Genomic DNA, 25,314 nt, shown 5'->3' with positions numbered 1-25,314 from the left:
GTGGCGGGGAGCATCAAGCTCATCCGCGCGTTCATGGAGCTCGCCGACGAGGTGCGCTATCCCGTCTCGGCCGACCAGAACGGCCTGCGCGAGATCCGCCGCATCAAAGCGCGCGTCGAGAACGAGCGACTGCCGCAGGGGGCCGATCCCGCCCGGCACCTCAAGCTCGGCCCCGGCTCGCTCAGCGACGTCGAGTGGCTGGTGCAGCTGCTGCAGTTGCAGCACGCGCGTCAGGTGCCGGCGATGCGCACGACGTCGACGCTCGGGGCGCTGGACGCCGCGGCCGACGCCGGACTGATCGAGCGCGACGCGGCCGACAAGCTCGCCGCCGCCTGGCACCTGGCGAGTCGCCTGCGTTCAGCGAACACGCTGCTGTCGGGGCAGACGAGCGACGTGCTCCCCGTCGACCGCGGGCGGCTCGACGGCATCGGCCGCATCCTGGAGTATCCGCCGCGCTCGGCGACGCAGGTCGAAGAGGACTACCTGGGCGCCACCCGACGCTCGCGCCGGGTCTTCGACAAGCTCTTCTACGGGTGATGAGGAGGGATGCCGAGACCCCCGGCATCCCTCCTCGTCACCGGTTCACGACATCAGACGCTCGCGCACCTCGCGACGCAGGACCTTGCCGATCAGCGAACGCGGGAGCTCGTCGACCACGATGACCCGGCGCGGGACCTTGTAGGCCGCGAGGCGGGTCTTGCAGAATTCGCGGACGGCCTCGGGCTCGATCGACGTCCCCTCGCGCAGCACGATCGCGGCGGCGACGTCCTCGCCCCCGCGCGGCTTGGGCAGGGCCACGACGGCGGCACCGACGATGTCGGGGTGCGAGACGAGGACGTCCTCGACCTCGCTCGGCGAGACGTTGAAGCCCCCGGTGATGATGATCTCTTTCAACCGGTCGGTGATCGTGACGAACCCGTCGGGCGAGACCGAGGCGATGTCGCCGGTGCGCAGCCACCCGTCGTCGATGAGGGTCTCGGCGGTGTCGGCGGGGCGGTTCCAGTACCCCTGGAACACCTGCGGTCCGCGCAGCAGCAGTTCGCCGGTCGCGCCGAGGGGCAGGTCGTGCGAGGGATTCTCGGGATCGACGACCCGGATGTCGGTGCTCGGGAACGGAACGCCGACGGTGCCGGGACGACGCGACGGTCCGATGGGGTTGCCGAGCGCGACGGGGGAGGACTCGGTCATCCCGTATCCCTCGACGAGCAGGCCCCCGGTCGCCGCCTCCCACCGGTCGACGGTGGCGACGGGCAGGCTCATCGCGCCGGAGATGGCGAAGCGCACGCTCGTCAGGTCGAGCGTTCCGCGCGCCGCGGCCCGAGCGAGCTGGTCGTAGATCGGCGGCACCGCGGGCAGGAACGTCGGGGGGCTCTTCTTGGTGGCGGCGGCGACCAGCTCGAGATCGTACTTGGGGAACAGCACGAGCCGGGCGCCGATGCTCATCGCGAAGGTGAGGCAGAGGGTGAGCCCGTACGCATGGAAAAGGGGGAGGACGCCGTAAAAGGTCTCTTCACCGTCACGCAGGCCGGGCACCCACGCGCGACCCTGCATCGCGTTCGCGCGGAGGTTCGCGTGCGTGAGCACGGCCCCCTTGGGCGAACCCGTCGTGCCGCTGGTGTACTGCAGCAGGGCGATGTCGTCCAAGGCGGGTCCCGGATGCTTTCGCGACAGCGAACCGCGGGTCAGCAGCCTCGCCCACGGCAGCGGGCGCTTCGACGTGGGCGTCGCGGTGAGCTGCGCACGCGCCTCGCGCGCCTTCGCGACGGGCAGGCGCAGGGCGAGCCGCTTGGCGAAGGGAAGGGCCTCGGTGATGTCGACGCTGACGACGTGCTGCAGCGCGAGGTCGGACGGGAAGTCCGCCACCGTGTCGGCCAGCTTGTCCCACACGATCGCGAAGGCCGCGCCGTGGTCTTCGAACTGGTGACGCAGCTCCCGCGGCGTGTACAGCGGGTTGTGCTCGATGACGATCGCACCGAGGCGCAGCGCGGCGTAGAACGCGACGACGTGCTGGGGCGAGTTCGGCAGCACCAGGGCCACCCGATCGCCCGCCCGGACCCCCAGGCGACGCAGTCCCTCGGCGGCGCGCGACACCTGCTCGCCGAGCTCGCGATACGTCATGACCGCCCCGAAGAACTCGAGGGCCGTCTTCTTGCCGTACGTCGCCACGCTCGCCGCCAGCATCTGGGGAAGCGTCTGCGAGGGCGTCTCGATCTCGAGCGGCACGCCGTCGGCGTACGACGACGACCAGGGGCGCGAGGCGTATGGCGATTCCGGCATGACTCCATCCTCCCGTGCGCCTCCGACATCGCGGGGCCGGTTGACCTGGGGGGATGCCGGGAAGAGGCCGACGCTCGCGCGCCGCGCGGCGGCCACCGAACTGGTTCGATGGGGGAGTGCACATCAGAGCTCTCACGGAAGACGATCTGGCCGCGGCCCCGGATTGGTGGGCGGACCGTACGCTCGCGGCCGACCGGTGGCGCGGCGAAGAGACGCGGTCGGCCGTCATGGAACACGCGGGCGAGGTGGTCGCCGCCGGCGCGATGTGGACATCCCGCGTTCACGATACGCATGCGTGGCTCGAGATCGTCGTCCACCCCGATCATCGTCGCCGCGGGATCGGGCGCGCTCTCGCGCGACACCTCTCGTCGCTGCGCGTGCGCGACATCCCGATGATGGCGCGCGGGTACGTCGACGATCCGGGTCTGCGGTTCGCGGACGCACTGGGAGCGACGACGATGCAGATCGTGCCGCCCGCACGGGTGGACCTCGCCCGACGAACGGCCCTCCGGTCGCACGTTCGCGTGCAGCCCCTCTCCGGAGTGCCTCGCGAGCGCGTCGAGGCGGCGTACGCGGCGCTCTACCGTTGGACGCACGAGACGTGGAGCCCGACGCGGGTGGACTTCGCCGACGCGTTGAACGAAGACCTGTGGGACGAGGTCGACGTCGATGCCTCCGCGGTCGCGGTCGACGATCGCGGCGGTCTGCTCGCCTTGGCCCTGACCTACCTCGACAGCGAGCCGCCGCTCATCGTGTCCGAGACGACGGCGCGCGACGTGCCCGAGGGCGAGCGTCTGGTCGAGGGATGCATCCGACGCGCGATGGACGTTCTCGCCCGGCGGGGACTGTCGACCGTCGACTTCGACGGGCACGTCAGCGATCCCCACTTCCTCCCTGCGCTCGCTCGCCTCGAGCCCTCGGGCCGCTGGTTCCGCCTCGTCGAGATCCCGGGGCTCTGACCGCCGCCGGCTGAACGTGGCTCGATCGGCCGAACCGTACGAGGCGGTCAGGGTCTCCCCGGAGCAGAAACGGGCGGCGCGCGCGGCGGGGTGATCCGGCGGGGCCGGCATCCGTCGTTCCGGGCGAACGACGAAGCCCGCCCCCGCGAAACGGCGGGGACGGGCTTCGTCGTGATGATCGGGCGATCAGACCCCGAAGTACAGCTCGTACTCGAAGGGGTGCGGGCGCTGGGCGATCGGCTGGATCTCGTTCTCGATCTTGTACTCGATCCAGGTGTCGATGAGCTCCTGCGTGAAGACGCCACCGGCGAGCAGGAACTCGTGGTCGGCGCGCAGGGCCTCGAGCGAGTCGAGCAGCGAGTTGGGAACCTGCGGGATGTTCTTGGCCTCTTCGGCGGGGAGCTCGTAGAGGTCCTTGTCGACGGGCTCGTGCGGCTCGATGCGGTTCTTGATGCCGTCGAGGCCCGCCATGAGCTGTGCGGCGAACGCGAGGTACGGGTTGCCCGAGGCGTCGGGCGCGCGGAACTCGATGCGCTTGGCCTTGGGGTTGCTGCCCGTGATCGGGATGCGGATCGCCGCGGAGCGGTTACCGGCCGAGTACACCAGGTTGACCGGCGCCTCGAAGCCCTTCACCAGACGGTGGTAGCTGTTGAGGGTCGGGTTGGTGAAGGCGAGGACGGCGGGGGCGTGGGCCAGCAGACCGCCGATGTACCAGCGCGCGATGTCCGAGAGCCCGCCGTAGCCGGTCTCGTCGTAGAACAGCGGCTTGCCGTCGTTCCACAGCGACTGGTGGGTGTGCATGCCCGAACCGTTGTCGCCGAAGAGGGGCTTCGGCATGAAGGTGGCGACCTTGCCCCACTCTTCGCAGGTGTTCTTGACGATGTACTTGAACTTCAGGATGTCGTCCGCCGCGTGGACCATCGTGTCGAAGCGGTAGTTGATCTCCTGCTGGCCACCCGTGCCGACCTCGTGGTGCGAGCGCTCCAGGACGAAGCCCGCCTCGATCAGCTTGAGGGTGATGTCGTCGCGCAGGTCGGCGGTCTTGTCGACGGGCGAGACGGGGAAGTAGCCACCCTTGTAGGGGGTCTTGTTGGCGAGGTTGCCGCCCTCTTCGGCACGGCCCGTGTTCCAGGCGCCCTCTTCGGAGTCGACCGAGTAGAAGCTCGAGTTCTGCTTCACCTCGTAGCGGACGTCGTCGAAGATGTAGAACTCGGCCTCGGGGGCGAAGAACGCGGTGTCGGCGATGCCGGTGGAGGCGAGGTACTTCTCGGCCTTCTTGGCGACCTGACGCGGGTCCTTCGAGTAGATCTCACCGTTGCGCGGGTTGTAGATGTCGAAGATCATCACGAGGGTCTTGGCCTCGCGGAACTGGTCGACATACGCGGTGGTCACGTCGGGGATGAGCTGCATGTCCGACTCGTGGATGTTCGCGAACCCACGGATCGACGAGCCATCGAAGAGCTGGCCGACGGTGAAGAACTCTTCGTCGACGGTCGAGGCGGGGATGTTGAAGTGCTGCTGCACACCAGGAAGATCCGTGAAACGGATGTCGAGGAACTTGACGTCCTCGTCCTGGATGAACTTCAGCACCTCGGACGAATCTTTGAACATGAAGACTCCAGAGGTAGAACATTCGGGATCGTGCCGGCCTCGGCCAGCCTCCTCGACCCTACTCAGAACGGGTGTCCCCGTCATATCTCGGATGTTTCCGGGATGTTACGCAGCCCGGATTACGCTGGATGCCGTGAGCGCGACCGCCGAGAACGAATACCCGGGCCAGCGGCTCGGCCTTCCCCGCGAGGGTCGCGGCTCCATCGCGCGTCCGGGGCGTCGGATCGCCGCCCTGCTGATCGATGTCGCGAGCGCCGGCCTGGTCGGCTTCGCGTTCTTCTCGACGCCCGATCCCGTCACCGGCGTTCCCTTCGCGAACCCCGTCGCGGCGAACGTCATCTTCTTCGCCGTGCAGATCCTTTTCATCCCGCTCATCGGCGGCAGCCCGGGGCACCGCATCATGGGGATGCGCCTGGAGCTGGCATCCGGGGGATGGGTCGGTCTGTGGCGGCCGATCGTCCGCACGGTGCTGCTCGCCCTCATCATCCCCGCCGTCGTGTTCGACGCCGATCAACGAGGCCTGCACGACAAGGCGGTCGGAACCATCCTGGTCCGCAGCTGAGAGTGACGAAGGCCCCCGCGATGCGGGGGCCTTCGTCACTCTCGGAAGAATCAGCGCGGGCGCGGGGCGCGCATCTTGGTCGGGTCGACGCCCTTCGGGATCGGCAGCGACGACAGGCCCTGCGACACCGACGACACGCGCTTGATGACGGCGGCCATGGTGGCGCGGTCGACCTTCTTGGGCAGCGCCTTGATGGTCGACGCGAGCTTGGCGATCGGCACCTCGTCCTCGCCGTGGCCGACGTACAGGACCGTGACGGGAACACCCGCGGCGACGCGCAGGACGCGCGATCGCTCTTCGCCGACGAGGCGCGTCAGGCGGCTGCGGTTGCCCTCGCCGATCAGCACGACGCCTCCGCGACCGATCGCCCGGTAGAGCGCCTCCTGCGTGCGCGGGTTCACGCCGATCGGCGCCTCGGAGGCCTGCCAGTTGCGGCCGAGCGACGACGAGAGGACGTGGCCGGTCGCACCGGGCATGCCGTCGATCTTCTTGTACATCGCCGTCGTCGACAGACGCGTCATCGTGATCATCCCGGCGAGGATTCCGGCGAGCAGACCCGTCACGCCCCAGAGGATGATGCTCCACACCGCCAGCGGCGGGATGAGGAACCCGATGAGCACACCGAGGGCGATGCCCACGAGCACGATGCCCGCCAGCAGGAACGGCAGCCACATGTACTCCTTCTGCGTGAAGGTGTACAGGGTTTTCAGCTGCGAGAAGAAGCCCGGACGCTTCTCGGGCGTGGTGGTGCGAGCGGCCATGCGAACGATTCTATCTTCGCGGCCGACCCTTCCTCCCCCGCGGCCCGATGGGAAGCACCATCCACGGATGCCGATCCCCGCCCGTCGCGCCCCGGCTCGGGTCGCGATCATCGGGGCATGACGCTCTCCGCCGCCGCCGTTCTCGTCGAACCCCTCGACTCCTACCTGTACCGCCGCGCGCGCAGCGCCCGCGCACTCACCCCCGGTGAGGCCGTGACCGCGGCGGTCGGCCTGCTGAGGGGATGCCGTCGCGCGACGGGACGCTTCGACGCCGCGCGCTGGTGGCTCCGCGCCGACGGGTGCCCGATCGCGGTCGAAGAGGCCTCGGGCCCCGACCCCGTCGCGGCGACCGCGGACTCGCTCGCCCGGGCGGCCGAGGTCGCCGGCGACCCGCCCACCCGCGACATCCTCGCGCGTGCCCGCGAGAGTGTGCTGACCCGGCCTCCTCGGGAGTGGGAGACCGTCGAGCGGCGCCTGCTGGCTCACGCGGAACCCGTTCCCCTCGTGCTCGCTCCCTTGTCGCCCGTCGAGGCGCCGAACGATCCGGTCGCGGGCGAGCGCCGAGACGACGCGTCGTCGCCCGTGCTCGCTCTGGTCGACGCGGATCTGGCCGCTGGCGTGCGGGTGGCGGGGCGCGAACTGCTCGAGCACTGGCGGTCCTCGCGCGCCCTCCGGCTCGGGACAGTGATCGCCGGGATCGTCGCGGTGATCGTTGCAGGCGCCACCCTGCTGCCCGATTCCGACGCGCCTGCCGCACCGGCCGCCACCGCGACCGCTGTCGGCCCGTCGGACCCCGCACCCGTCGTCGCGCCGGCACGGGGCGAGACGCCGTCGCCCGTTCCCGCCGACGATCGGGTGCCTCTCTCGGACGATGTCGTCGCCGCGGCACGTCAGGTGTTCACCGAGATCGCCGCGTGCGGGGAGCATCCGTCATGCGTCGGCGCTCACGCGGAGGAATCGTCGTTTCCCCGAGAGCCCCTGCTGGCGGACGCCGCGCACGGGGACATCGAGCTGCTCGACGATTTCGGGGGAGTGGTGGTCGTGCGCGTCGGGACGGACGAGGCAACGCAATACGTCACCCTCGTCCGCCGGAATGACCGATGGCTGGTCCGCGCCGTCAGAACGGTCGCGGACCAGCCATCATGAGCTGGTCGGCCAGAGTGTCAGATGCCGAGATCGCCCTCGAACTGTGCCGCCTCGAGACGAGCCTTGACCGCGCCGAGGAAGCGTGCGGCGTCGGCACCGTCGATGATGCGGTGGTCGTACGACAGCGCCAGGTAGACGTAGGAGCGCACCGAAATGGCATCCTTGCCGTCGACCGAGACGACGCCCGGCTTCTTGACCACGGCGCCGAGGCCGAGGATCGCCGACTGGGGCAGGAACACGATGGGCGTGTCGAACAGCGCGCCGCGCGAACCCGTGTTGGTCAGCGTGAACGTGCCGCCGGCGAGCTCGTCGGGCTTGAGCTTGTTGTCACGCGTGCGAGCGGCGAGATCGGCGATCTCGCGCGCGAGCTGAGCGATGTTCTTCTCACCGGCGTCCTTGACCACGGGGGTCAGCAGGCCGCGCTCGGTGTCGACGGCGATCGACACGTTCTCGTGGGCGGGGTAGACGATCTCGTCGCCCTCGACCGTCGAGTTGATGATCGGGAACGCCTGGAGCGCCTCGACCGCCGCGATGGCGAAGAACGGCAGGAAGGACAGCTTGTCGCCCGTCTTCTGCTGGAAGTCGCCCTTCACCCGGTCGCGCAGGGCCGAGAGCTTGGTCACGTCGACCTCGACGACCGTGGTGAGCTGGGCGGTCGCCTGCATCGACGCGACGGCGCGCTCGGCGATGACCTTGCGCAGACGCGACATCTTCTGGGTCGTGCCGCGCAGCGGCGAAACCTCGACGGGAGCGGGAGCGGCGGGAGCCGACGCGGCAGGAGCGGCAGCGACGGGAGCCGCCTTGGCGGCCTCGGCCGCCTTGAGAACGTCTTCCTTGCGGATGCGGCCGCCGACGCCGCTGCCCGTGACGGACTTCAGGTCGACGCCCTGCTGCTGCGCGAGGCGACGCACGAGCGGGGTGACGTAGGTGACGTCGTCGTTCGACGCCGCGGCCGGGGCCTGCTCGGCGGGCTTCTCAGCCGGGGCGGACTTCTCTTCGGCCTGCGGGGCAGCCGGAGCCTGCGCGGCCGGAGCCGGCTGCTCGGTCTTCTGCTCGGCGGCAGGCGCCTCGGGCGCCTCGGGCTCGGCGGCCGGGACCTCGGGCTCCGAGGCGGGCGCCTCGGGCTCCGCGGCGGCGGGCGCGCCGCTGCCGATACGGGCGAGGGCCGCACCGACGTTGACCGTCTCGTCCTCTTGAACGAGGATCTCCTGCAGCGTGCCCGCGACCGGCGAGGGGATCTCGGTGTCTACCTTGTCGGTCGAGATCTCGAGCAGGGGCTCGTCGACGGCGACATCGTCACCGACCGCCTTGAGCCAGCGGGTGACCGTGCCCTCGGTGACGCTCTCGCCCAGCTCGGGCAGCTTCACCTCGGTGGAGTCGTCGCTCGCCGCGGCCGGCTGCGCCGCCGGGGCGGCCTGCTCGGCGGGAGCCGCCTCGGCGGGAGCCGCCTGCTCCTCGGCGGGCGCGGCGGGCTCCTCGGCGGGGGCCGCCTGCGGGGCGTCGTCGGACGACGCGGCGCCCGAGCCGTCACCGATCTTGGCGAGGATTGCGCCGACCTCGACGGTCTCTTCCTCCTGGACGAGGATCTCTTCGATGACTCCCGAGACGGGGGAGGGGATCTCGGTGTCGACCTTGTCGGTCGAGATCTCCAACAGACCCTCGTCCTCCTGGACGGTGTCACCGACCTGCTTGAGCCAGCGGGTGACCGTTCCCTCGGTGACGCTCTCGCCGAGAGCGGGGAGGACGACGGAAGTGCTCATGGATATGTCTCCTTCGTACCGGATGCGGTACCTAGCTTAGTGACCGGTTTGTGGTCAGAGTGCGTGCAGGGGCTTGCCGGCGAGGGCCAGGAAGGCCTCGCCCAGCGCTTCGCTCTGGGTGGGGTGGGCGTGGACGAACGGGGCGATGTCCTCGGGGTGGGCTTCCCAGCCCACCGCGAGCTGGGCTTCCGAGATCAGTTCGCCCACGCGGTCGCCCACCAGGTGCGCGCCCACGACGGGCCCGTCGACGCGACGCACGATCTTCACGATGCCCGACGTGCCGATGATCTCGCTGCGGCCGTTGCCGGCCAGGTTGTACTCGTAGGCCGTCACGGCCTCGGATCCGTAACGATCCTGCGCCTGCGCCTCGGTGAGTCCGACCGACGCGACCTCGGGGTGCGAGTACGCCACCCGGGGCACGTCCGCATCGGGGACGAGCACCGGCGACAACCCGGCGATCTGCTCGGCGACGAAGATCCCCTGCTGGAATCCGCGATGCGCCAGCTGCAGTCCCGGGACGATGTCACCGACGGCCCAGACGTGCGACGCGTCGGTGCGCAGGCGGTCGTCCGTGCGGACGAAACCGCGCTCGAGCACCACACCCGCCTCTTCGTAGCCGAGGCCCGCCGTCGAGGGACCGCGGCCGACCGCGACCAGCACGTAGTCCGCCACCATGTCGGAGCCGTCGTCGAGCGTCACGGTGACGGAGTCCGCGTCCTGCGACAGCGCGGTGAAACGTCGCCCCAGCTGGAAGGCGATGCCGCGCTTGCGGAAGGCGCGTTCGAGGGCCTTGCTGGATGCCACGTCCTCGGCCGGCAGAAGGTGGGGGAGCGCCTCGACGATGGTGACGTCGACGCCGAACGAGCGCCACACGCTGGCGAACTCGACGCCGATGACGCCTCCGCCCAGCACCACGACACGCTCGGGGACGACGTCGAGGTCGAGTGCCTGCTCGCTCGTGAGAACACGACCGCCGATGTCGAGCCCCGGCAGGCTGCGGCTGTACGAGCCCGTCGCCAGGATCACATCTGCGCCGCGGTAGACGTCGTCTCCGACGCGGACGGCCGGCCCCGCCTCCAGCGACCCGGATCCGTGCACCACACGGATGCCGCGAGCCGAGATGAGCCCCTCGAGGCCCTTGAACTTCTTCGCGACGATGCCCTCGCGGTACGCGCGGACGCGGGCGGGGTCGATCCCCGTGAACGTCACGTCCACGCCGATGTCGGACGCGGCGCGCGCCGCATCGGCGACCTCTCCCGCGTGCAGCAGGGCCTTGGTCGGGATGCAGCCGCGGTGCAAGCACGTGCCGCCGAGCTTGTCCTTCTCGACGAGCACGACGTCCTTGCCCAGTTCGGCAAGACGCAGCGCCGCGGCGTACCCGCCGCTGCCGCCGCCCAGCACGACGACGTCGGCCGAGAACTCGGTCATCGCGCGGCGTCCGTGGCCAGCAGCTCGACGAGCGATCGCACCGTCGCCCCCGTCACACCTTTGTCGGTGTACCCGAACGGCGCCGACTTGTTCATGCCCACGCCGGCGATGTCGAGATGCACCCAGGGGATGCGGGGCGCATCGGCGTCCTCCGACACGCGACCGACGAAGTGGCGCAAGAAGAGGCCCGCGAACAGGGACCCGCCGGCCGGGTCGCCGATCTTGGCGTTCTGCAGGTCGGCGATCGGCGAGTCGAGATCGTCGACCATGTGGTCGGGCAGCGGCAGCGCCCAGGCGAGCTCCGCGGTGCGACCGGCGGCGGCGAGGTACGCCGCGACCGCGTCGTCCTCACCCATGACGCCCGTGTGGCGGTTGCCCAGCGCGACCGTGATCGCACCGGTGAGGGTCGCGACATCGACGATCAGGTCGGGCTTCTCCCGGCTCGCCGCGGCCAGACCGTCCGCCAGCACCAGGCGCCCCTCGGCATCGGTGTTCAGCACCTCGACGGTCGTTCCGTCGAGCGTGCGCAGCACGTCTCCGGGACGCGTCGCGCGACCGGACGGCATGTTGTCGGCGATGCACAGCCAGGCGCTCACCTGGATCGGCAGCTGCATCTCGGCGGCGGCCTTGAGCACGGCCAGCACGGTCGCGGCGCCGCACATGTCGTATTTCATTCCGACCATGGATGCCGGCGGCTTCAGCGACAGACCGCCGGTGTCGAAGGTGATGCCCTTGCCGACGAGCGCGACGTGACGTTCGGCTCCGGCGGGGGAGTAGTCGAGGCGCACCATGCGCGGCGGGCGGTCCGAGCCCTGGCCGACGCCGAGGATGCCGCCGTATCCGCCTTCGCGCAGCGCGTCCTCGTCGAGGATCTCGACCTCGACCGGCAGGTCGGCGACGGCTGCCGCCGCGGCGGAGGCGAAATCGGCGGGGCCCAGCCACTCGGCGGGGGTCGTCACGAGGTCCTTCACCAGGGCGACGGCACCGGCGATCGCGGCGACGGCCGCCGTGTCGGCCTCGGACGGAGCGGCGGGGGTCGAGACCGTCACCCGTGCGGCGCGCGCCTTGGGCGACTTCTTCTTGTAGTCGGCGAAGCGGTATCCGCCGAGGGCCGCGCCCTCGGCCAGGGGACGCCACGCGGAGTCGACGAGCGCGGCGACGGCGACGTGGGCGAAACCGGTCAGCTGACGCAGGCCGGTGCCGGCGGCATCGCGCAGCGCCGCCTCGCCCGGGTCGGTGCCCGCACCCGCCACGGCGACCGGCTTCTCGACACCGGGGACGTGCACCCGCTGGTACGACCCGGACGCACCCGTGAAGCCGATCGACGCGAGGGCCGAGCCGAGGCCGTCCCACCCGTCGGGGTCCGGCGCCCCCTCCGTCAGTGTCGGGACGATCAGCAGGATCGCGTCGGCGTCGGACTCGAGGACGGGGGCGTCGGTGTACGCCACGGAGGGGAAGGGCATGGCATCCATCCTAGGTTCGCCCCTGTTCGCTAGCAGCGGGACGCACCGGGACCGGCGCGTTCGGACCGCTCGTAGAGTGGACCCATGCCGATCTCCGCCCCGCTGTACGACCGCGCCCCCGCGGCGCCGCCCGTGCCGTCGGGCCTTCCGCTCGTGATCGCGCTCACCGGGTTCACCGACGCGGGTGGCGCCGTGACGCGGCTCGTCGAGTACTTCCGCGACGACCTGCAGCCCAACCCGGTCTTCGTCTTCGACAACGACGTGCTGCTGGACTACCGCGCGCGTCGACCGGCGATCACGTTCGTCGAGGACCACCTCACCGACTACCGGCCCGCGCGCCTGGAGCTCTCGCTCGCGCACGACTCGCAGGGGCATCCGTTCCTGCTGCTCGCCGGATACGAGCCCGACTTCCTCTGGGAGGCCTTCGCCGAGACGGTGCTCGAGCTGTCGGCGGGCCTGCAGGTGTCGTCCGTCACCTGGGTGCACGCGATCCCGATGCCCGTCCCGCACACGCGTCCGATCGGCACGACGGTCAGCGGCACGCGGGCCGACCTGGCCGAGGCGCACTCCGTCTGGCGTCCGCACACCCAGGTTCCCTCGACCGCGGGGCACCTGCTCGAATACCGCTTCGCCGAGGCCGGTGCCAAGGTGGCGGGCTTCGCCCTGCTCGTTCCGCACTATCTGGGCGACACCGAGTACCCCGCGGCCGCCCTCGCCGCGCTCGACAGCCTGACCGTCGCGACGGGCCTGTCGTTCTCGGGCGAGGTGCTGCGCGAAGAGAACCGCGAGTTCGTCGCCAAGGTCACCGAGCAGGTCGAGGGCAGCGACGAGCTCACCCGCATGCTCGAGAACCTCGAGGAGCGCTACGACGCCTACATGGCCGGTTCGACGCAGGCCACGCCGATCATCCACACCGGCGATCTGCCCAGCGCGGACGAGTTGGCGGCCGAGCTCGAACGCTTCCTCGCGTCGCGCCCGGGCGACGACGACCGCCGCGGCAAGCTGGGCTGAGCGAACCTCGCCGTCCGACGCGACCGAGAGAAGCGGATGCCCTCACCCCGGCATCCGGGAATGCACGCGCGTCGCTCGGCGTTGTCTACGCATAGATCCCCGGTCCGCGTCAAGTCCCGGTCGGGGGATGTGAGACAATGAAGAACCTGACCCGTTGTCATCCGGTCCAGGAGCCCCGCTCCTCGGCTCCGGACTTGACAAGGGTCTTACTAGTGTCCGAGAACGACCGGCGGCCGTGCAACATGCGTTCCCGGTGAAAGGCGAAACGTGGCAGGCACGACAACCAAGACTCGCTCCCGGAGTGCGAAAGACACCGAGCTCGAGAACACCGAAGAGACCGTGACGGCGTCGACGACGACGGCCGCCAAGAAGGCCCCCGCCAAGAAGGCCCCTGCCAAGGCCAAGGCGACGCCCGCCAAGGCGAAGACCAAGGCGAAGAAGGACGACGACCTCGAGGACGAAGACGAGGTCGACGAAGAAGGCGACGTCGAGATCGACGTCGATGACAGCGACGACGCGGACGACTCCGACGACACGGCCAAGGCCGACGCGAAGAAGTCCGACGACGATGACGACGACGAGACGCCGAAGGCGCCCGCCGAGGCACTGCCGACCGGCGCGATCGTCATCTCGTCGAGCGATGAGGACGACGTCCCCGTCTATTCGGCGCAGATCACCGGCGCGACCGCCGACCCGGTCAAGGATTACCTCAAGCAGATCGGTAAAGTTCCGCTGCTGAACGCGGCCGAAGAGGTCGAGCTCGCCATGCGCATCGAGGCGGGCCTGTTCGCCGAAGAGAAGCTGTCGAACATGTCGGCGGCCGAGAAGACGAGCCAGCTCGGTCTCGACCTGCAGTGGGTCGCCCGCGACGGTCAGCGCGCCAAGAGCCACCTGCTGGGCGCCAACCTGCGCCTGGTCGTATCGCTCGCCAAGCGCTACACGGGTCGTGGCATGCAGTTCCTCGACCTCATCCAGGAGGGCAACCTGGGCCTGATCCGTGCGGTCGAGAAGTTCGACTACACCAAGGGCTTCAAGTTCTCGACCTACGCGACCTGGTGGATCCGTCAGGCCATCACCCGCGCGATGGCCGATCAGGCCCGCACGATCCGCATCCCCGTGCACATGGTCGAGGTCATCAACAAGCTCGCCCGCGTACAGCGTCAGATGCTGCAGGACCTCGGTCGCGAACCCACGCCCGAAGAGCTCAGCCGTGAACTCGACATGACCCCCGAGAAGGTCATCGAGGTGCAGAAGTACGGCCGCGAGCCCATCTCGCTGCACACGCCCCTCGGCGAAGACGGTGACAGCGAGTTCGGCGACCTCATCGAGGACACCGAGGCCGTCGTCCCCGCGGACGCGGTGGGCTTCACCATGCTGCAACGCCAGCTCGAGTCGCTGCTGGACTCGCTCAGCGAGCGCGAGGCGGGCGTGATCCGCATGCGCTTCGGCCTGGGCGACGGTCAGCCCAAGACCCTCGACCAGATCGGCGACACGTTCGGCGTCACGCGCGAGCGCATCCGCCAGATCGAGTCGAAGACCATGGCGAAGCTGCGTCACCCCAGCCGCTCGCAGTCGCTCCGGGACTACCTCGAATGAGCGGCGAGGCCAACGCCGGCAAGGCGCTCACCCGTACCGTCGAGGGGACCTCGTACGCCCGCATCCCGATCCGCACGCGGGTCGTCATGCCGGGCGACGACCTCGACGCCTTCATCCTCGAGTACGCGAAGGATGCCGTGCAGCCGGGCGACCTGCTGTTCGTCACCGAGAAGATCGTCGCGATCACGCAGGGCCGCTCGTACAAGCTCGACTCGATCAAGCCCCGCAAGCTCGCGCTGTTCCTGTCGAAGTACGTCACCCGCACGCCCTACGGCATCGGGCTCGGCATGCCCGAGACGATGGAGATGGCGCTGCGCGAGTGCGGCACTCCTCGCATCCTCTTCGCCGCGGCGGTCTCGGCCGTCACCAAGGCACTGGGACGCAAGGGCGACTTCTACCGCATCGCCGGGGACAAGGCCCGCGCGATCGACGGCCCCACCAAGGGCACGATCCCGCCGTACAACCAGGCGGTCGTCCTGGGCCCGGAGCGGCCCCGCGAGGTCGCCGTTCGCCTGAAGGCGCTGCTCGGTATCGACCTCGATGTCGCGGTCGTCGACATCAACGATCTCGGCGGCAACATCCTCGGTTCGACGATGGACAAGGCGGGCGAGAAGCGCCTGGTCGCGATCCTCAAGGACAACCCGCTGGGACAGGGACACGAGTCCACGCCCCTCGGCATCGTCCGCCGCGGCTGACGCGGCTCACGCAGAAGGCCCGCTCCCTCTCGGGGGCGGGCCTTCTCGGCATCCGGGATCAGAACCCGATCGCGGCCTGATAGCGCGGTTTGTGGCCGGTGCGGATGCCGGTCACACTCGGCTTGTTCTCGTACACGCCCGCGCCCCAATTGCCCTCGACGAGCACCGGACCGTCGGGGCCGACGACGATGTCCCACCCGACGTACTGCACCTGCGGCACGACGCGGGCGACCTGGTCGACGAACGCCTTGACCTCGTCGATCAGGGGCAGCTGGAAGTCGGCGATGCGCACGCCCGAGTCGGGGTGCAGCTCGTGCACGTGCCCGTGGGAGTCGTAGCCGGCGCCGAGGGCGCGGCCGTCGTCGTCGAGCATCGTGTAGAAGCCGCCGAAGGTCATCTGGTCGCTCACCGCACCGCGGCCGAACTTCTGCGCCATCGCGAGGATGTGCGTCTCGTTCCCGTCGAAGAACGCGGTGACGCGCGTCGTGTTGACGGTGCCGGGGCAGACGGCCGCGAGGTCGTCGTGCTGGCGGATGACCTCTTCGACGAGGATCTCGCCGCGCTCGAGCAGTCCGCGGTGGAACGCGCCCCAGTCCTCGACGTCGGCCGCGTGGTAGCGGTGCACGCCGGTGCCGGCCTGGCCGACGGGCTCCTTGGTGACGATCGTGCCGAGCTTCTCGGTGAACGCGCGCAGTTCGTCGGCGTTGTCGGCATCCACCACCATCCACTCCCGGCGCAGGAACGCGCTGAAGCGGCGGTCGAAGGCCACCTTGTCCTGGAAGATGCCGCGGTAGTCGGGGTGGTCGTACTTCTGCGAGATCTGGTTCGACACCGGGTGGGTCATGTAGGTGGCGCGCTCGGCGGGGGTGAGGATCGCGAAGTCGTAATCGATGTAGTCCTGGAAGCCGACGTTCTTCACGCCCGCCTGGAAGAGCATGTCGGCGACGACCAGGGGAAGCGCTTTGCCGTGCTGCGCGGACGCCTCTTTGGCCCGCTCGACCACCGATCCGACGTCGATGCGGCGGGCGCGCCCGGCGAGGTAGCGGAGGCGTGTGAGAGGGGAGAAACCCTGGGTAGGCATGAAGGCTCCGGGGTCGGGAACGGCGGACTTCGTTAGTCTAGAGGCGTGACCTCCACGCTCCCTGCCCGCCCGCACGCGGCCGGGGGAGTCGCTCCCGTGGCCCGCGTCTCGGCGTCGGCACTGCGTCAGAACGTCGCCCGAGCCGTCACCGTGCACGCTCGCGACGACCTGTGGGCCGCCGACGCCTGGGGACACGGCGCGGGGTGGGTGGCATCCGTTCTCTCCGAGGCGGGGCTGGATGCCGACCGTCTCGACCCCGCCGTCCTGTTCGGGCTTCCGGGAACCGGCGCGCGCCCGGTCCTGTCGCTGCGCGGCTGCGCTCTCGGCACCAAGCCGCTGCTCGCCGGGGAGGGGGTCTCGTACGGCTACACCCACCGCGCCCCCGCCGACACGGTGGTGGCGCTCGTCACGGGCGGATACGCGCAGGGCGTCGTCCGCGCGCTCGGCAACGCCGCGAGCGTCGTCATCGCTGGGCGGCGGCACCCGATCGTCGGGCGCGTGGCGATGGACGTGTGCGTGGTCGACGTGCAGGACGCGGTGATCGCCCGCGGCGCCGAGGTGTCGTTCTTCGGCGATCCGGCCGCCGGCGACCCCTCCCTGTCGGAGTGGACGGATGCCACGGGCCTGAGCGCCGCCGAGATCGTGGCGATCGTCGGTGCGCGTGCGGATCGGCGGGTCGTCGCGTGAGCGCGCAGTATCGTGTCGACCTCGACGCCTTCGCCCGCAACCTGCACCGCGTCCGCGCGGCCGTGGCCCCGGCGGCGCACATGCTCGTCGTGAAGGACGACGCCTACGCCCACGGCCTCGAGCCCGTCGTTCAGCGTGCGCGGACCGAGGGGGTCGAGTGGTTCGGCGCCTTCGACGTCGCGACGGGAGCGGCGGTCCGCGCCGCCGCGGGCCCCGACGCCCGCATCTTCGTCTGGCTGATCGCCGGGGCCGATGACCTCTCGGCCGGGATCGACGCCGACCTCGACCTGGGCATCGGCGACGCCGCCCTGCTCGACGACCTGGCGGGAATGTCCGTCGCGCGCCCGGCCCGCGTGCACCTCAAGATCGACACGGGCCTTCACCGCAACGGCATCCGTCCCGAGCGGTGGGACGACGCCCTGGCCCGCACCCGCGCGCTGGTCGACGGGGGCCGCGCTCAGCTCGAGGGCATCTGGTCGCACATCTCGGAAGCCTCGGATGCGGATGACGACGATGCCCGGACGCTGTTCCTGGCGGCGCGAGAGGCGGCGCGGGCCGCCGGCCTGGTGCCGCGGTTCTCGCACCTGGCCGCCAGTGCCGCCGGTTTCGCGCGCGGCGACTTCCGCGAGGACATCGTTCGCGTGGGCGCGTACTCGTACGGCATCCGTCCCTCCGGAGGACCGGGGGAGCAGGATCTCGGGATCGAGCCGATCGCGACGCTGTACGCCACCGTCGCGGCGGTCGACCCCGCCGGCGTGCACCTGCGGCTCGGAAGCCTCGACGGCCTGCCGAGCAGCCTGGCCGGGCGATTCGACGTCGCGACGCCGTCGGGTCCGCGCCGGGTGGAGGTCATCGAGCCGACCGTCGTCACGGTGGCGCCGTGGGACGGCGCCGCTCCGGGAGACGAGGTCGCCGTCTTCGGCCACGACGCCCTGTACAGCGCCACCGATCTCGCCGAACTCGTCGACACGATCGGCGAGGAGATCGCCCTGCGGGTGTCTCCCGCGATCGAACGCGTCTATATCTCGACCCGCGCGTAAACGCGGAACGGGCCCCGATCCGCTTCCGGCGAAGCGGCGCGAGGCCCGTTCGGACGTGTGGTCTCAGTCGGCGGCGTTGAGGCGCGCCGTCTCGTCGTGCCACGAGGTGGCGACGCTGCGGAGCTTCTCTTCGTACTTGCGGCCGTGGTGAGCGCAGAACAGCAGCTCACTGCCGTTCACCTCGGCGGCGATGTAGGCCTGAGCGCCGCAGGAGTCGCAGCGATCCGCCGCCGTCAGGCGGTGGTCGAGAACAGACGCGTCGGGTGCGGTCGTGGTGGTCATCTCGTTTGCCCTCCTCAGGTGGTCGTGGGGCGAGTCTCCATATACAACCACGCGGATGTTTCCCCTATGCCGCGGCTTGATCACATTTCGCTGTGCGCGTACGGTGACCCGACCGCGCTGTGTGTCTGGCAGGGGATGTCGCAGGCCCCGATTACGCTGGGAGATCGTGACGTCCGAGTACTCCGCCCATCATCTCCAGGTCCTCGAGGGACTCGAGGCCGTGCGCAAGCGACCGGGCATGTACATCGGCTCGACCGACTCGCGGGGCCTCATGCACTGCCTGTGGGAGATCATCGACAACTCCGTCGACGAGGCCCTGGCCGGACACGGCTCCCGCATCGACATCCTCCTCCACGCCGACGGCAGCGTCGAGGTGCGCGACCGCGCCCGCGGCATCCCCGTCGACGTCGAGCCCCGCACGGGCCTGACCGGCGTCGAGGTGGTGTTCACCAAGCTGCACGCGGGCGGCAAGTTCGGCGGCGGTTCGTACGCGGCATCCGGTGGTCTGCACGGTGTCGGCGCCTCGGTCGTGAACGCTCTCTCCGAGCGCCTCGACGTCGAGGTCGATCGCGCCGGCAAGACCTACGCGATGTCGTTCCACCGCGGAGAACCGGGGATCTTCTCCGGCGACGGGCCCGACTCGACCTTCACCCCGTTCGAGCGCAGCAGCGAGCTTCGGGTGATCGGCAAGGCCGCGCGCGGGGTGACCGGCACGCGTATCCGGTACTGGGCGGACCGGCAGATCTTCACGAAGGATGCCGCCTTCGGCCACGACGAGCTCGTGCAGCGCGTCCGTCAGACGGCATTCCTGGTGCCCGGCCTCGAGATCGTCGTCCTCGACGACCGCGGCGACGAACGCATCGAGACGAGCTACCGCTTCGACGGCGGCATCTCGGAGTTCGCGGACTTCCTCGCCCCCGACGCGGCGGTCACCGACACGTGGCGACTGACCGGCACGGGAACGTTCACCGAGACGGTCCCCGTGCTGCAGCCGGGCGGGTCGATGATCCCGACCGAGGTCGAGCGCTCCTGCGAGGTCGACATCGCGGTGCGCTGGGGGACCGGGTACGACACCACCACGCGCTCGTTCGTCAACATCATCGCCACGCCCAAGGGCGGCACCCACCAGCAAGGGTTCGAGCAGGGGCTGATGAAGGTCCTGCGCGCGCAGGTCGAGCAGAACGCCCGCAAGCTGAAGGTCGGCAACGACAAGATCGAGAAGGACGACCTGCTCGCGGGGCTCACGGCCGTGCTCACCGTGCGCCTGCCCGAGCCGCAGTTCGAGGGGCAGACCAAAGAGGTCCTGGGCACTCCCGCGGTGCGGCAGATCGTGGCATCCGTCGTCCAGAAGGAGATCGCCGCGCGCTTCGCCTCGCCCAAGCGCGACGACAAGGCGCAGACGGCGCAGCTGCTGGAGAAGATTGTCTCCGAAATGAAGGCGCGCATCTCGGCACGCACCCACAAGGAGACGCAGCGGCGAAAGAACGCGCTCGAATCGTCGTCGCTGCCCGCCAAGCTCGTCGACTGCCGATCGAACGACGTCAACGACTCCGAGCTGTTCATCGTCGAGGGCGACTCCGCACTCGGCACCGCCAAGCTCGCGCGCAACAGCGAGTACCAGGCACTGCTGCCGATCCGCGGCAAGATCCTCAACACGCAGAAGGCGTCGATCAGCGACATGCTGTCCAACGCCGAGTGCGCGTCCATCATCCAGGTGATCGGCGCCGGCTCAGGACGCTCGTTCGACCTCGACGCCGCGCGCTACGGCAAGATCATCCTGATGAGCGACGCCGACGTCGACGGCGCGCACATCCGGACGCTGCTGCTCACGCTGTTCTTCCGGTACATGCGCCCGTTGGTCGAGGAGGGCCGCGTCTTCGCCGCGGTTCCGCCGCTTCACCGCGTGATCGTGATGAACCCCGGCTCCAAGCCGAACGAGACCATCTACACCTACAGCGAGCAGGAGCTGCACCAATTGCTGACCAAGCTCAAGCGCTCCAACAAGCGGTGGCAGGAGCCCGTGCAGCGGTACAAGGGCCTGGGTGAGATGGATGCCGACCAGCTCGCCACCACGACCATGGACCGTGCCGGGCGCATGCTGCGTCGTGTACGGGTTCAGGACATGGAGGCCGCGGCATCCGTGTTCGACCTGCTGATGGGCAGCGATGTCGCCCCGCGTCGCGAGTTCATCATCGACTCGAGCGACCGGCTCGCGCGCGAGCGCATCGACGTCTGATCCGCCCCGCCACACGCGCGAGTCGCCACGGTTGGTCGCTTCGGGACATCCCTGAGCGACACATCATGGCACCTCACGCGAGTGGCGGCACCGGTCAGCGGACGACGGTGCCGACCGCGCCGACGACGGCGTCGAGGGGCTGACCCGAGGCGTCGCGTTTGGCGCCGGCATCCGGCAACGCGCGCACCGAACCGTCGGGGCCGACCGCGCGCGGATCCGTGCCGACCCAGGCGAGGACGAGCCCGTCTTCGCCGCGCAGCAGCCGCTGGGCGCGCACGCCACCGGTGGCCCGGCCCTTGGCCGGGAACTCGGTGAAAGCTGAGACCTTCGCACTTCCGGCATCGGTGCCCGGGAGGGCGGCCGACGAACCGGCGACGGTCACGACTACCGCGTCGAACGCCGAGGCGCCGACCACGGCGAACGCGATCACCCGTGCGCCGTCGAAGAGGCGGATGCCGGCCATCCCACCCGCGGACCGGCCCTGAGCTCGCACGGACGAGGCGTCGAAGCGCAGCAGCTGGGCGTCGCTCGCGACGAACACGAGCTCGGCGTTGTCGCCGGCGGGAGCCGCGCCCACCACCCGGTCGCCGTCGCGCAGGGAGATGATCTCGATCTCGTCCTTCGTGCCCAGCTCGGTCGCGGCGACGCGCTTGACCACACCCTGCTCGGTGCCGAGGGCGATCGTCGGAGCGTCGACCAGCGGCACGACAGCCACGACTCTCTCGCCCTTCGCCAGCGCGAGATACTGCTCGACCTTCGTCCCCGCCGCCACCTGCACGGAATTGGCCGGCACCGAGGGCAGATCGACGGGCGAGAAGCGGACGAGCCGCCCGGCCGAGGTGACAGCGCCGATGTCACCGCGCGTGGTGGTGTCGACGCTCGAGAGGATCGCGTCGTGCTTCGACCGGCGCGCGGGCGGGACGACCCCGCCGCCGGGCGCGTCGGCGATCAGCTCGGCGCGCACCATCCGCCCGGTGGCCGACAGGTACACGCGGCACGGGGCGTCAGCGATCCGCAGGTCGGCGGCGGCCGCAGCCTTGGCAGAACGCGGCTGCAGCGGGCCGCCGTTGAGCAGGAGCGTGCGCCGGGGGGTGCCGTAGGCCTCGGCCGCGGCATCCAGTTCCCGAGCCACCTGCTGGCGCAGGAGCGTCTCACTGCCGAGCAGCTCGACGAGGTGCGCGATCTCGGCGTTCAACTGGTCGCGCTCAGCCTCGAGTTCGATCCGCGAGAACTTCGTCAGCCGGCGCAATCGCAGCTCGAGGATGTACTCGGCCTGCGGGTGCGAGAGGTCGAACACCTCTTGCAGCTTGGTGCGCGCCTGCTCCCCGTCGTCCGAGGAGCGGATGACCTGGATGACCTCGTCGATGTCGAGGATCGCGATGAGCAGCCCCTCGACGAGGTGCAGGCGCTCGCGCTTGCGGGCCAGGCGGTATTCGCTGCGACGCGTCACCACGCGCAGACGGTGGTCGACGTAGACCCGCAGCATGTCGCGCAGACCGAGGGTCTGCGGCTGACCGTCGACGAGGGCGACGTTGTTGATGCCGAACGAGTCCTCGAGGGGTGTCAGGCGGTACAGCTGTTCGAGGACGGCCTTGGCGTCGAAACCGGTCTTGATGCCGATGACCAGGCGCAGTCCGTTGTTGCGGTCGGTCAGGTCGGTGACGTCGGCGATGCCGGTCAGCTTCTTGCCCTGGACGGCGTCCTTGATCTTCTCGATGACGCGTTCGGGACCGACGAGGTAGGGCAGCTCGGTGATGACGATGCCGGTGCGACGAGGCCCGAGAGACTCGATCGACGCCTTCGCGCGGGTGCGGAACGTGCCGCGCCCGTTGGTATAGGCATCCTTGATCCCGTCGAGACCCACGATGATGCCGCCCGAGGGCAGGTCGGGGCCCGGGACGAATTCCATCAGCTCGTCGACCGTGGCGTCCGGGTTCTGCAGCAGGTGCGTGGCCGCGGCGACCACCTCGATGAGGTTGTGCGGCGCCATGTTGGTCGCCATGCCGACCGCAATGCCCGTCGCGCCGTTGACCAGCAGGTTCGGAAACGCCGCCGGCAGCACCTCGGGCTGCTGGAACTGCCCGTCGTAATTGGGGATGAAGTCGACGACGTCCTCGTCGAGATTCTCGGTGAGGGCGAGCGCGGGCGGGGCGAGACGCGCCTCGGTGTAGCGGGGGGCGGCGGGGCCGTCGTCGAGCGAGCCGAAGTTGCCGTGACCGTCGATCAACGGCACGCGCAGCGAGAAGTACTGGGCGAGGCGGACGAGCGCGTCGTAGATGGGGGCGTCGCCGTGGGGATGGAGCTTTCCCATCACCTCGCCGACGACGCGGGCACTCTTGACGTGCCCACGGTCGGGGCGCAGACCCATCTCGGCCATCTGGTAGAGGATGCGTCGCTGGACGGGCTTGAGCCCGTCGCGGGCGTCGGGCAGCGCGCGCGAATAGATGACCGAGTAGGCGTACTCGAGGAACGACCCCTGCATCTCGGTCGAGACATCGACGTCTTCGATGCGTTCGACGGTCGCGGGGGAGGAGGAACGGGAATCGGGCATGGGATGCGGCCTCGGGTCGGGCGGGCGTCCGCGAGCGGACGGGGTCGGGAGCCGTGTGGAAGACTTGCTCCGATGTCACTCAGCCTACCGGCGGATCCGCCGCGCTCTCGGAGCCTCACCGACGTGATGGCGCAGGCGATCGCCGCGGTGACCGGCGGAGCAGACTGGTTCGCCCCCGCCGAGAGCGCGATCGTCTTCCTGGTCGACGGGCTCGGCGCGCACAACCTCGCGGCTCGTCGCGGTCACGCGCGGTTCCTCGGCGCGGTCGGCGGGCGTCGCGATGTCGCGCGCACGGTGTTCCCCTCGACAACGGCGGCAGCGCTCACGAGCCTGCTCACCGGCGCAGACCCCGGCGCCCACGGCATCGCCGGCTACCGCGTGCGCATCCCGGGCACCGACACCGCCCCGAATCAGTTGCACGGGTGGGAGACCGACGGGCTCGACCCCCGCACCTGGCAGCGCCGGACGCCCCTCTTCGCGGCGCACGCGGCATCCGGGCGCGACGCCTTCGTCGTGTCCCGGCCCGGGTACACCGGCACCGGCTTCACCGAGGCGACCCTGCGCGGGGCGCGGTTCCACCCCTCCGACGACCTCGACGAGCGCGTGGCCCTCGCCGCCGACCTCGCCGCGGGCCACCCCGGATCGATCACGTACCTGTACGCGCCCGAACTCGACACGGCCGGCCACCGGGACGGATGGGAGTCCGACCGCTGGACCGATGCTCTGGAGCGGGTGGATGCCGCCGCCCGCCGCCTCGCCGGACTCGTCTCACCACGCACGGGCGTCATCGTCACCGCCGATCACGGCATGGTCGACGTGCCCGCGCATAAGCACGTCCTGCTCCGCGACGGCGATGCACTGCTCCAGGACGTCACCCTGCTCGGCGGCGAGCCCCGCATGCTGCACGTCTACGCGGCGGACGGGCGGGCGGATGCCGTGGCCCGCCGCTGGGCGCTGAGCGAGGCGGCGCGCGCCTGGGTGCTGACGCGCGACGAGGCCGTCGCCGCGGGGCTCTTCGGCACCGTCGAGCCGGAGGTGCTGCCGCGTATCGGGGACGTCGTGGTCGCCGCGCGCGGACGCTTCGCCTACTACGACGATCGAGAGCCGGACAAGCGCCCTCAGCGCATGGTCGGCCAGCACGGTTCGCTCACGGACGAGGAGCGCACCGTTCCGCTGCTGCGCCTGGGCGCCTTCGCCTGACGGGGTCCGAGGCCGACGGCATCCCGTCGCGCCGGCCCGGCGGTAGCCGAGAAGGCCTCAGCTCTCGTCGGACCGGGCCCCGAACACGATCTCGTCCCACGAGGGCATGGACGGTCGCCCCTTCGTGCGTCGCGCGGGGTCGGATGCCGGGCGCTCGGCCTCAGGCGCCGCATCGGCGCGCTCCTCGGAACGGGTCGGCTCCGGACGGGCGGGCTCGGGGGCCGGTTCGAACAGCGAGACCGGGGCGCTCGACGGGCGCGGCTCGGGTTCTGCCTCGACGCCGGGCAGGGGCTCGCGCTGCCCGCGACGACGGCGCAGAGCCTCGAGCAGATCAGCGGTCTCGGACGACGTCACGGGAGCGTCGGGCGCGCGCTTGATCGCCGCCGCCTGCACGGCCGCGGCGACGGGTCCGGTCGCCTCGACGCCGGGTTCGTCGTCGATGTCGAGACGTCGCGGACCGAAAGCACCGCTGTCGAAGCGAGAGTCGTCCTTGGGCACGTTGTCGAGGGCGCGCAGCCGCGGGATCAGCCCCTCGGGGAGCGAACCTTGGCGGGAGAGTTGGATCGCGTCGGCGTTCTGGGGCGACAGCGTGCTGCGGCGCGGCTCGAAGCCCCACCGGGCGTCGTGCTCGATGCCGTTTGCGGTGAACTCGAGCTTGACCATCCAGCCCGCGCTCTCCTTCCAACTCGTCCACCGCTCGGCGGACGCGCCGGCCTCGGCGAGCTTGGCGCGCACGGCGGCACCGAACGTGATCGGCGCATCGTGCTCGAGGGTGCCGCCCAGCAGGACGGGAACCGCCAGCGCCTGACCGACCACGTGCTCGCGCTCGGCGAGGACGGGCGGCTCGAAGCGCTGGACGTCTTCGACGCGCGCGTTCAGCAGCGACGCCACCTCGCGGGCCGAGAGTCCGGCGCGGATGTGCGCCTGGATCTCGCGCGGGCTGGGACGCGGGGCGCGGTCGTCGTCTT

General features: G+C 70.3%; 20 protein-coding genes and 1 pseudogene. 11 read left to right on the top strand and 10 right to left on the bottom strand.

Annotated elements, in window-relative coordinates; genetic code table 11:
• Positions 1-537, top strand: a pseudogene (locus QZ433_RS05250) (bifunctional glutamine-synthetase adenylyltransferase/deadenyltransferase); the annotation flags it as partial.
• 45 nt (positions 538-582) lie between these two features.
• Here QZ433_RS05250 and QZ433_RS05245 read toward each other — a convergent pair.
• The gene (locus tag QZ433_RS05245; RefSeq protein ID WP_295780460.1) at positions 583-2,277 is read right to left on the bottom strand and encodes a long-chain-fatty-acid--CoA ligase; all 1,695 of its coding nucleotides are present in this window, start codon (positions 2,275-2,277) and stop codon (positions 583-585) included.
• A 116-nt stretch (positions 2,278-2,393) separates the two neighbouring features.
• Here QZ433_RS05245 and QZ433_RS05240 point away from each other — a divergent pair, with 116 nt between their 5' ends.
• Positions 2,394-3,236 (top strand): GNAT family N-acetyltransferase, encoded by an 843-nt coding sequence (locus QZ433_RS05240; RefSeq protein WP_295780458.1) that lies wholly within the window; start codon positions 2,394-2,396, stop codon positions 3,234-3,236.
• Positions 3,237-3,422: 186 nt separating this feature from the next.
• Here the strand turns inward: QZ433_RS05240 and glnA are convergent, their stop codons facing one another.
• A complete protein-coding gene (gene glnA / locus QZ433_RS05235) occupies positions 3,423-4,847 on the bottom strand; it encodes a type I glutamate--ammonia ligase (protein ID WP_295780456.1) in 1,425 nt (474 codons plus the stop codon).
• A gap of 133 nt (positions 4,848-4,980) precedes the next feature.
• On the opposite strand from glnA, the gene QZ433_RS05230 reads away from it, so the two are divergent.
• Positions 4,981-5,409 (top strand): RDD family protein, encoded by a 429-nt coding sequence (locus QZ433_RS05230; RefSeq protein WP_295780455.1) that lies wholly within the window; start codon positions 4,981-4,983, stop codon positions 5,407-5,409.
• 50 nt (positions 5,410-5,459) lie between these two features.
• Here QZ433_RS05230 and QZ433_RS05225 read toward each other — a convergent pair whose 3' ends face one another.
• On the bottom strand, positions 5,460-6,170 hold the full coding sequence (locus QZ433_RS05225; RefSeq protein WP_295780453.1) for a DUF4191 domain-containing protein: 711 nt from the start codon (positions 6,168-6,170) through the stop codon (positions 5,460-5,462).
• Positions 6,171-6,287: 117 nt separating this feature from the next.
• Here QZ433_RS05225 and QZ433_RS05220 point away from each other — a divergent pair, with 117 nt between their 5' ends.
• The gene (locus QZ433_RS05220; protein ID WP_295780451.1) at positions 6,288-7,316 is read left to right on the top strand and encodes a hypothetical protein; all 1,029 of its coding nucleotides are present in this window, start codon (positions 6,288-6,290) and stop codon (positions 7,314-7,316) included.
• A 17-nt stretch (positions 7,317-7,333) separates the two neighbouring features.
• Here the strand turns inward: QZ433_RS05220 and sucB are convergent, their stop codons facing one another.
• Genes sucB through QZ433_RS05205 form a run of 3 tightly spaced genes read right to left on the bottom strand, consistent with a single transcriptional unit; the run spans position 7,334 to position 11,967 of the window.
• Positions 7,334-9,076 carry a 2-oxoglutarate dehydrogenase, E2 component, dihydrolipoamide succinyltransferase gene (sucB, locus tag QZ433_RS05215; protein WP_295780450.1) on the bottom strand — a complete coding sequence of 581 codons (1,743 nt, stop codon included), beginning with the start codon at positions 9,074-9,076 and terminating at the stop codon, positions 7,334-7,336.
• A 54-nt stretch (positions 9,077-9,130) separates the two neighbouring features.
• On the bottom strand, positions 9,131-10,504 hold the full coding sequence (lpdA, locus tag QZ433_RS05210; RefSeq protein ID WP_295780448.1) for a dihydrolipoyl dehydrogenase: 1,374 nt from the start codon (positions 10,502-10,504) through the stop codon (positions 9,131-9,133).
• Positions 10,501-11,967, bottom strand: a complete 1,467-nt coding sequence (locus QZ433_RS05205; RefSeq protein ID WP_295780446.1) for a leucyl aminopeptidase — start codon at positions 11,965-11,967, stop codon at positions 10,501-10,503. The genes lpdA and QZ433_RS05205 overlap by 4 nt, the downstream gene beginning before the upstream one ends.
• 84 nt (positions 11,968-12,051) lie before the next feature.
• Between QZ433_RS05205 and QZ433_RS05200 the strand changes: the two genes are divergently transcribed.
• The 3 genes from QZ433_RS05200 to QZ433_RS05190 all read left to right on the top strand — a co-directional run bounded on the left by QZ433_RS05200 (position 12,052) and on the right by QZ433_RS05190 (position 15,269).
• Complete coding sequence (locus tag QZ433_RS05200) at positions 12,052-12,978, top strand: PAC2 family protein (RefSeq protein WP_295780443.1); 927 nt, start codon at positions 12,052-12,054, stop codon at positions 12,976-12,978.
• Positions 12,979-13,245: 267 nt separating this feature from the next.
• The gene (locus QZ433_RS05195; RefSeq protein ID WP_295780442.1) at positions 13,246-14,574 is read left to right on the top strand and encodes an RNA polymerase sigma factor; all 1,329 of its coding nucleotides are present in this window, start codon (positions 13,246-13,248) and stop codon (positions 14,572-14,574) included.
• On the top strand, positions 14,571-15,269 hold the full coding sequence (locus tag QZ433_RS05190; RefSeq protein WP_295780440.1) for a coenzyme F420-0:L-glutamate ligase: 699 nt from the start codon (positions 14,571-14,573) through the stop codon (positions 15,267-15,269). The genes QZ433_RS05195 and QZ433_RS05190 overlap by 4 nt, the downstream gene beginning before the upstream one ends.
• A 58-nt stretch (positions 15,270-15,327) precedes the next feature.
• On the opposite strand, the gene QZ433_RS05185 is transcribed toward QZ433_RS05190, so the two are convergent.
• Positions 15,328-16,350 (bottom strand): sugar-transfer associated ATP-grasp domain-containing protein, encoded by a 1,023-nt coding sequence (locus tag QZ433_RS05185; RefSeq protein ID WP_295780439.1) that lies wholly within the window; start codon positions 16,348-16,350, stop codon positions 15,328-15,330.
• Between the two features lie 45 nt (positions 16,351-16,395).
• Here QZ433_RS05185 and QZ433_RS05180 point away from each other — a divergent pair, with 45 nt between their 5' ends.
• Both QZ433_RS05180 and QZ433_RS05175 read left to right on the top strand, forming a co-directional pair.
• On the top strand, positions 16,396-17,037 hold the full coding sequence (locus QZ433_RS05180) for an alanine racemase C-terminal domain-containing protein (RefSeq protein ID WP_295780437.1): 642 nt from the start codon (positions 16,396-16,398) through the stop codon (positions 17,035-17,037).
• Positions 17,034-18,077 carry an alanine racemase gene (locus QZ433_RS05175; RefSeq protein ID WP_295780436.1) on the top strand — a complete coding sequence of 348 codons (1,044 nt, stop codon included), beginning with the start codon at positions 17,034-17,036 and terminating at the stop codon, positions 18,075-18,077. Before QZ433_RS05180 ends, QZ433_RS05175 begins: the two co-directional genes overlap by 4 nt.
• Positions 18,078-18,140: 63 nt before the next feature.
• Here QZ433_RS05175 and QZ433_RS05170 read toward each other — a convergent pair whose 3' ends face one another.
• Positions 18,141-18,359 (bottom strand): hypothetical protein, encoded by a 219-nt coding sequence (locus tag QZ433_RS05170; RefSeq protein ID WP_076675603.1) that lies wholly within the window; start codon positions 18,357-18,359, stop codon positions 18,141-18,143.
• A 163-nt stretch (positions 18,360-18,522) separates the two neighbouring features.
• Here QZ433_RS05170 and QZ433_RS05165 point away from each other — a divergent pair, with 163 nt between their 5' ends.
• Positions 18,523-20,595: a DNA topoisomerase IV subunit B gene (locus tag QZ433_RS05165; protein WP_295780462.1), complete on the top strand. Its 2,073-nt coding sequence runs from the start codon at positions 18,523-18,525 to the stop codon at positions 20,593-20,595.
• 94 nt (positions 20,596-20,689) lie between these two features.
• On the opposite strand, the gene QZ433_RS05160 is transcribed toward QZ433_RS05165, so the two are convergent.
• On the bottom strand, positions 20,690-23,146 hold the full coding sequence (locus QZ433_RS05160) for a DNA topoisomerase IV subunit A (protein WP_295780435.1): 2,457 nt from the start codon (positions 23,144-23,146) through the stop codon (positions 20,690-20,692).
• Positions 23,147-23,218: 72 nt separating this feature from the next.
• Between QZ433_RS05160 and QZ433_RS05155 the strand changes: the two genes are divergently transcribed.
• Complete coding sequence (locus QZ433_RS05155; RefSeq protein ID WP_295780433.1) at positions 23,219-24,346, top strand: nucleotide pyrophosphatase/phosphodiesterase family protein; 1,128 nt, start codon at positions 23,219-23,221, stop codon at positions 24,344-24,346.
• Between the two features lie 57 nt (positions 24,347-24,403).
• On the opposite strand, the gene sepH is transcribed toward QZ433_RS05155, so the two are convergent.
• A partial coding sequence (sepH, locus tag QZ433_RS05150; RefSeq protein ID WP_295780431.1) for a septation protein SepH occupies positions 24,404-25,314 on the bottom strand: 911 nt, incomplete at its 5' end.

It is taken from the genome of uncultured Microbacterium sp. (genome assembly GCF_913776565.1).
In the GTDB taxonomy this organism is placed as follows: Bacteria; Actinomycetota; Actinomycetes; order Actinomycetales; family Microbacteriaceae; genus Microbacterium.
This window is presented reverse-complemented; position numbering and strand designations above follow the sequence as displayed.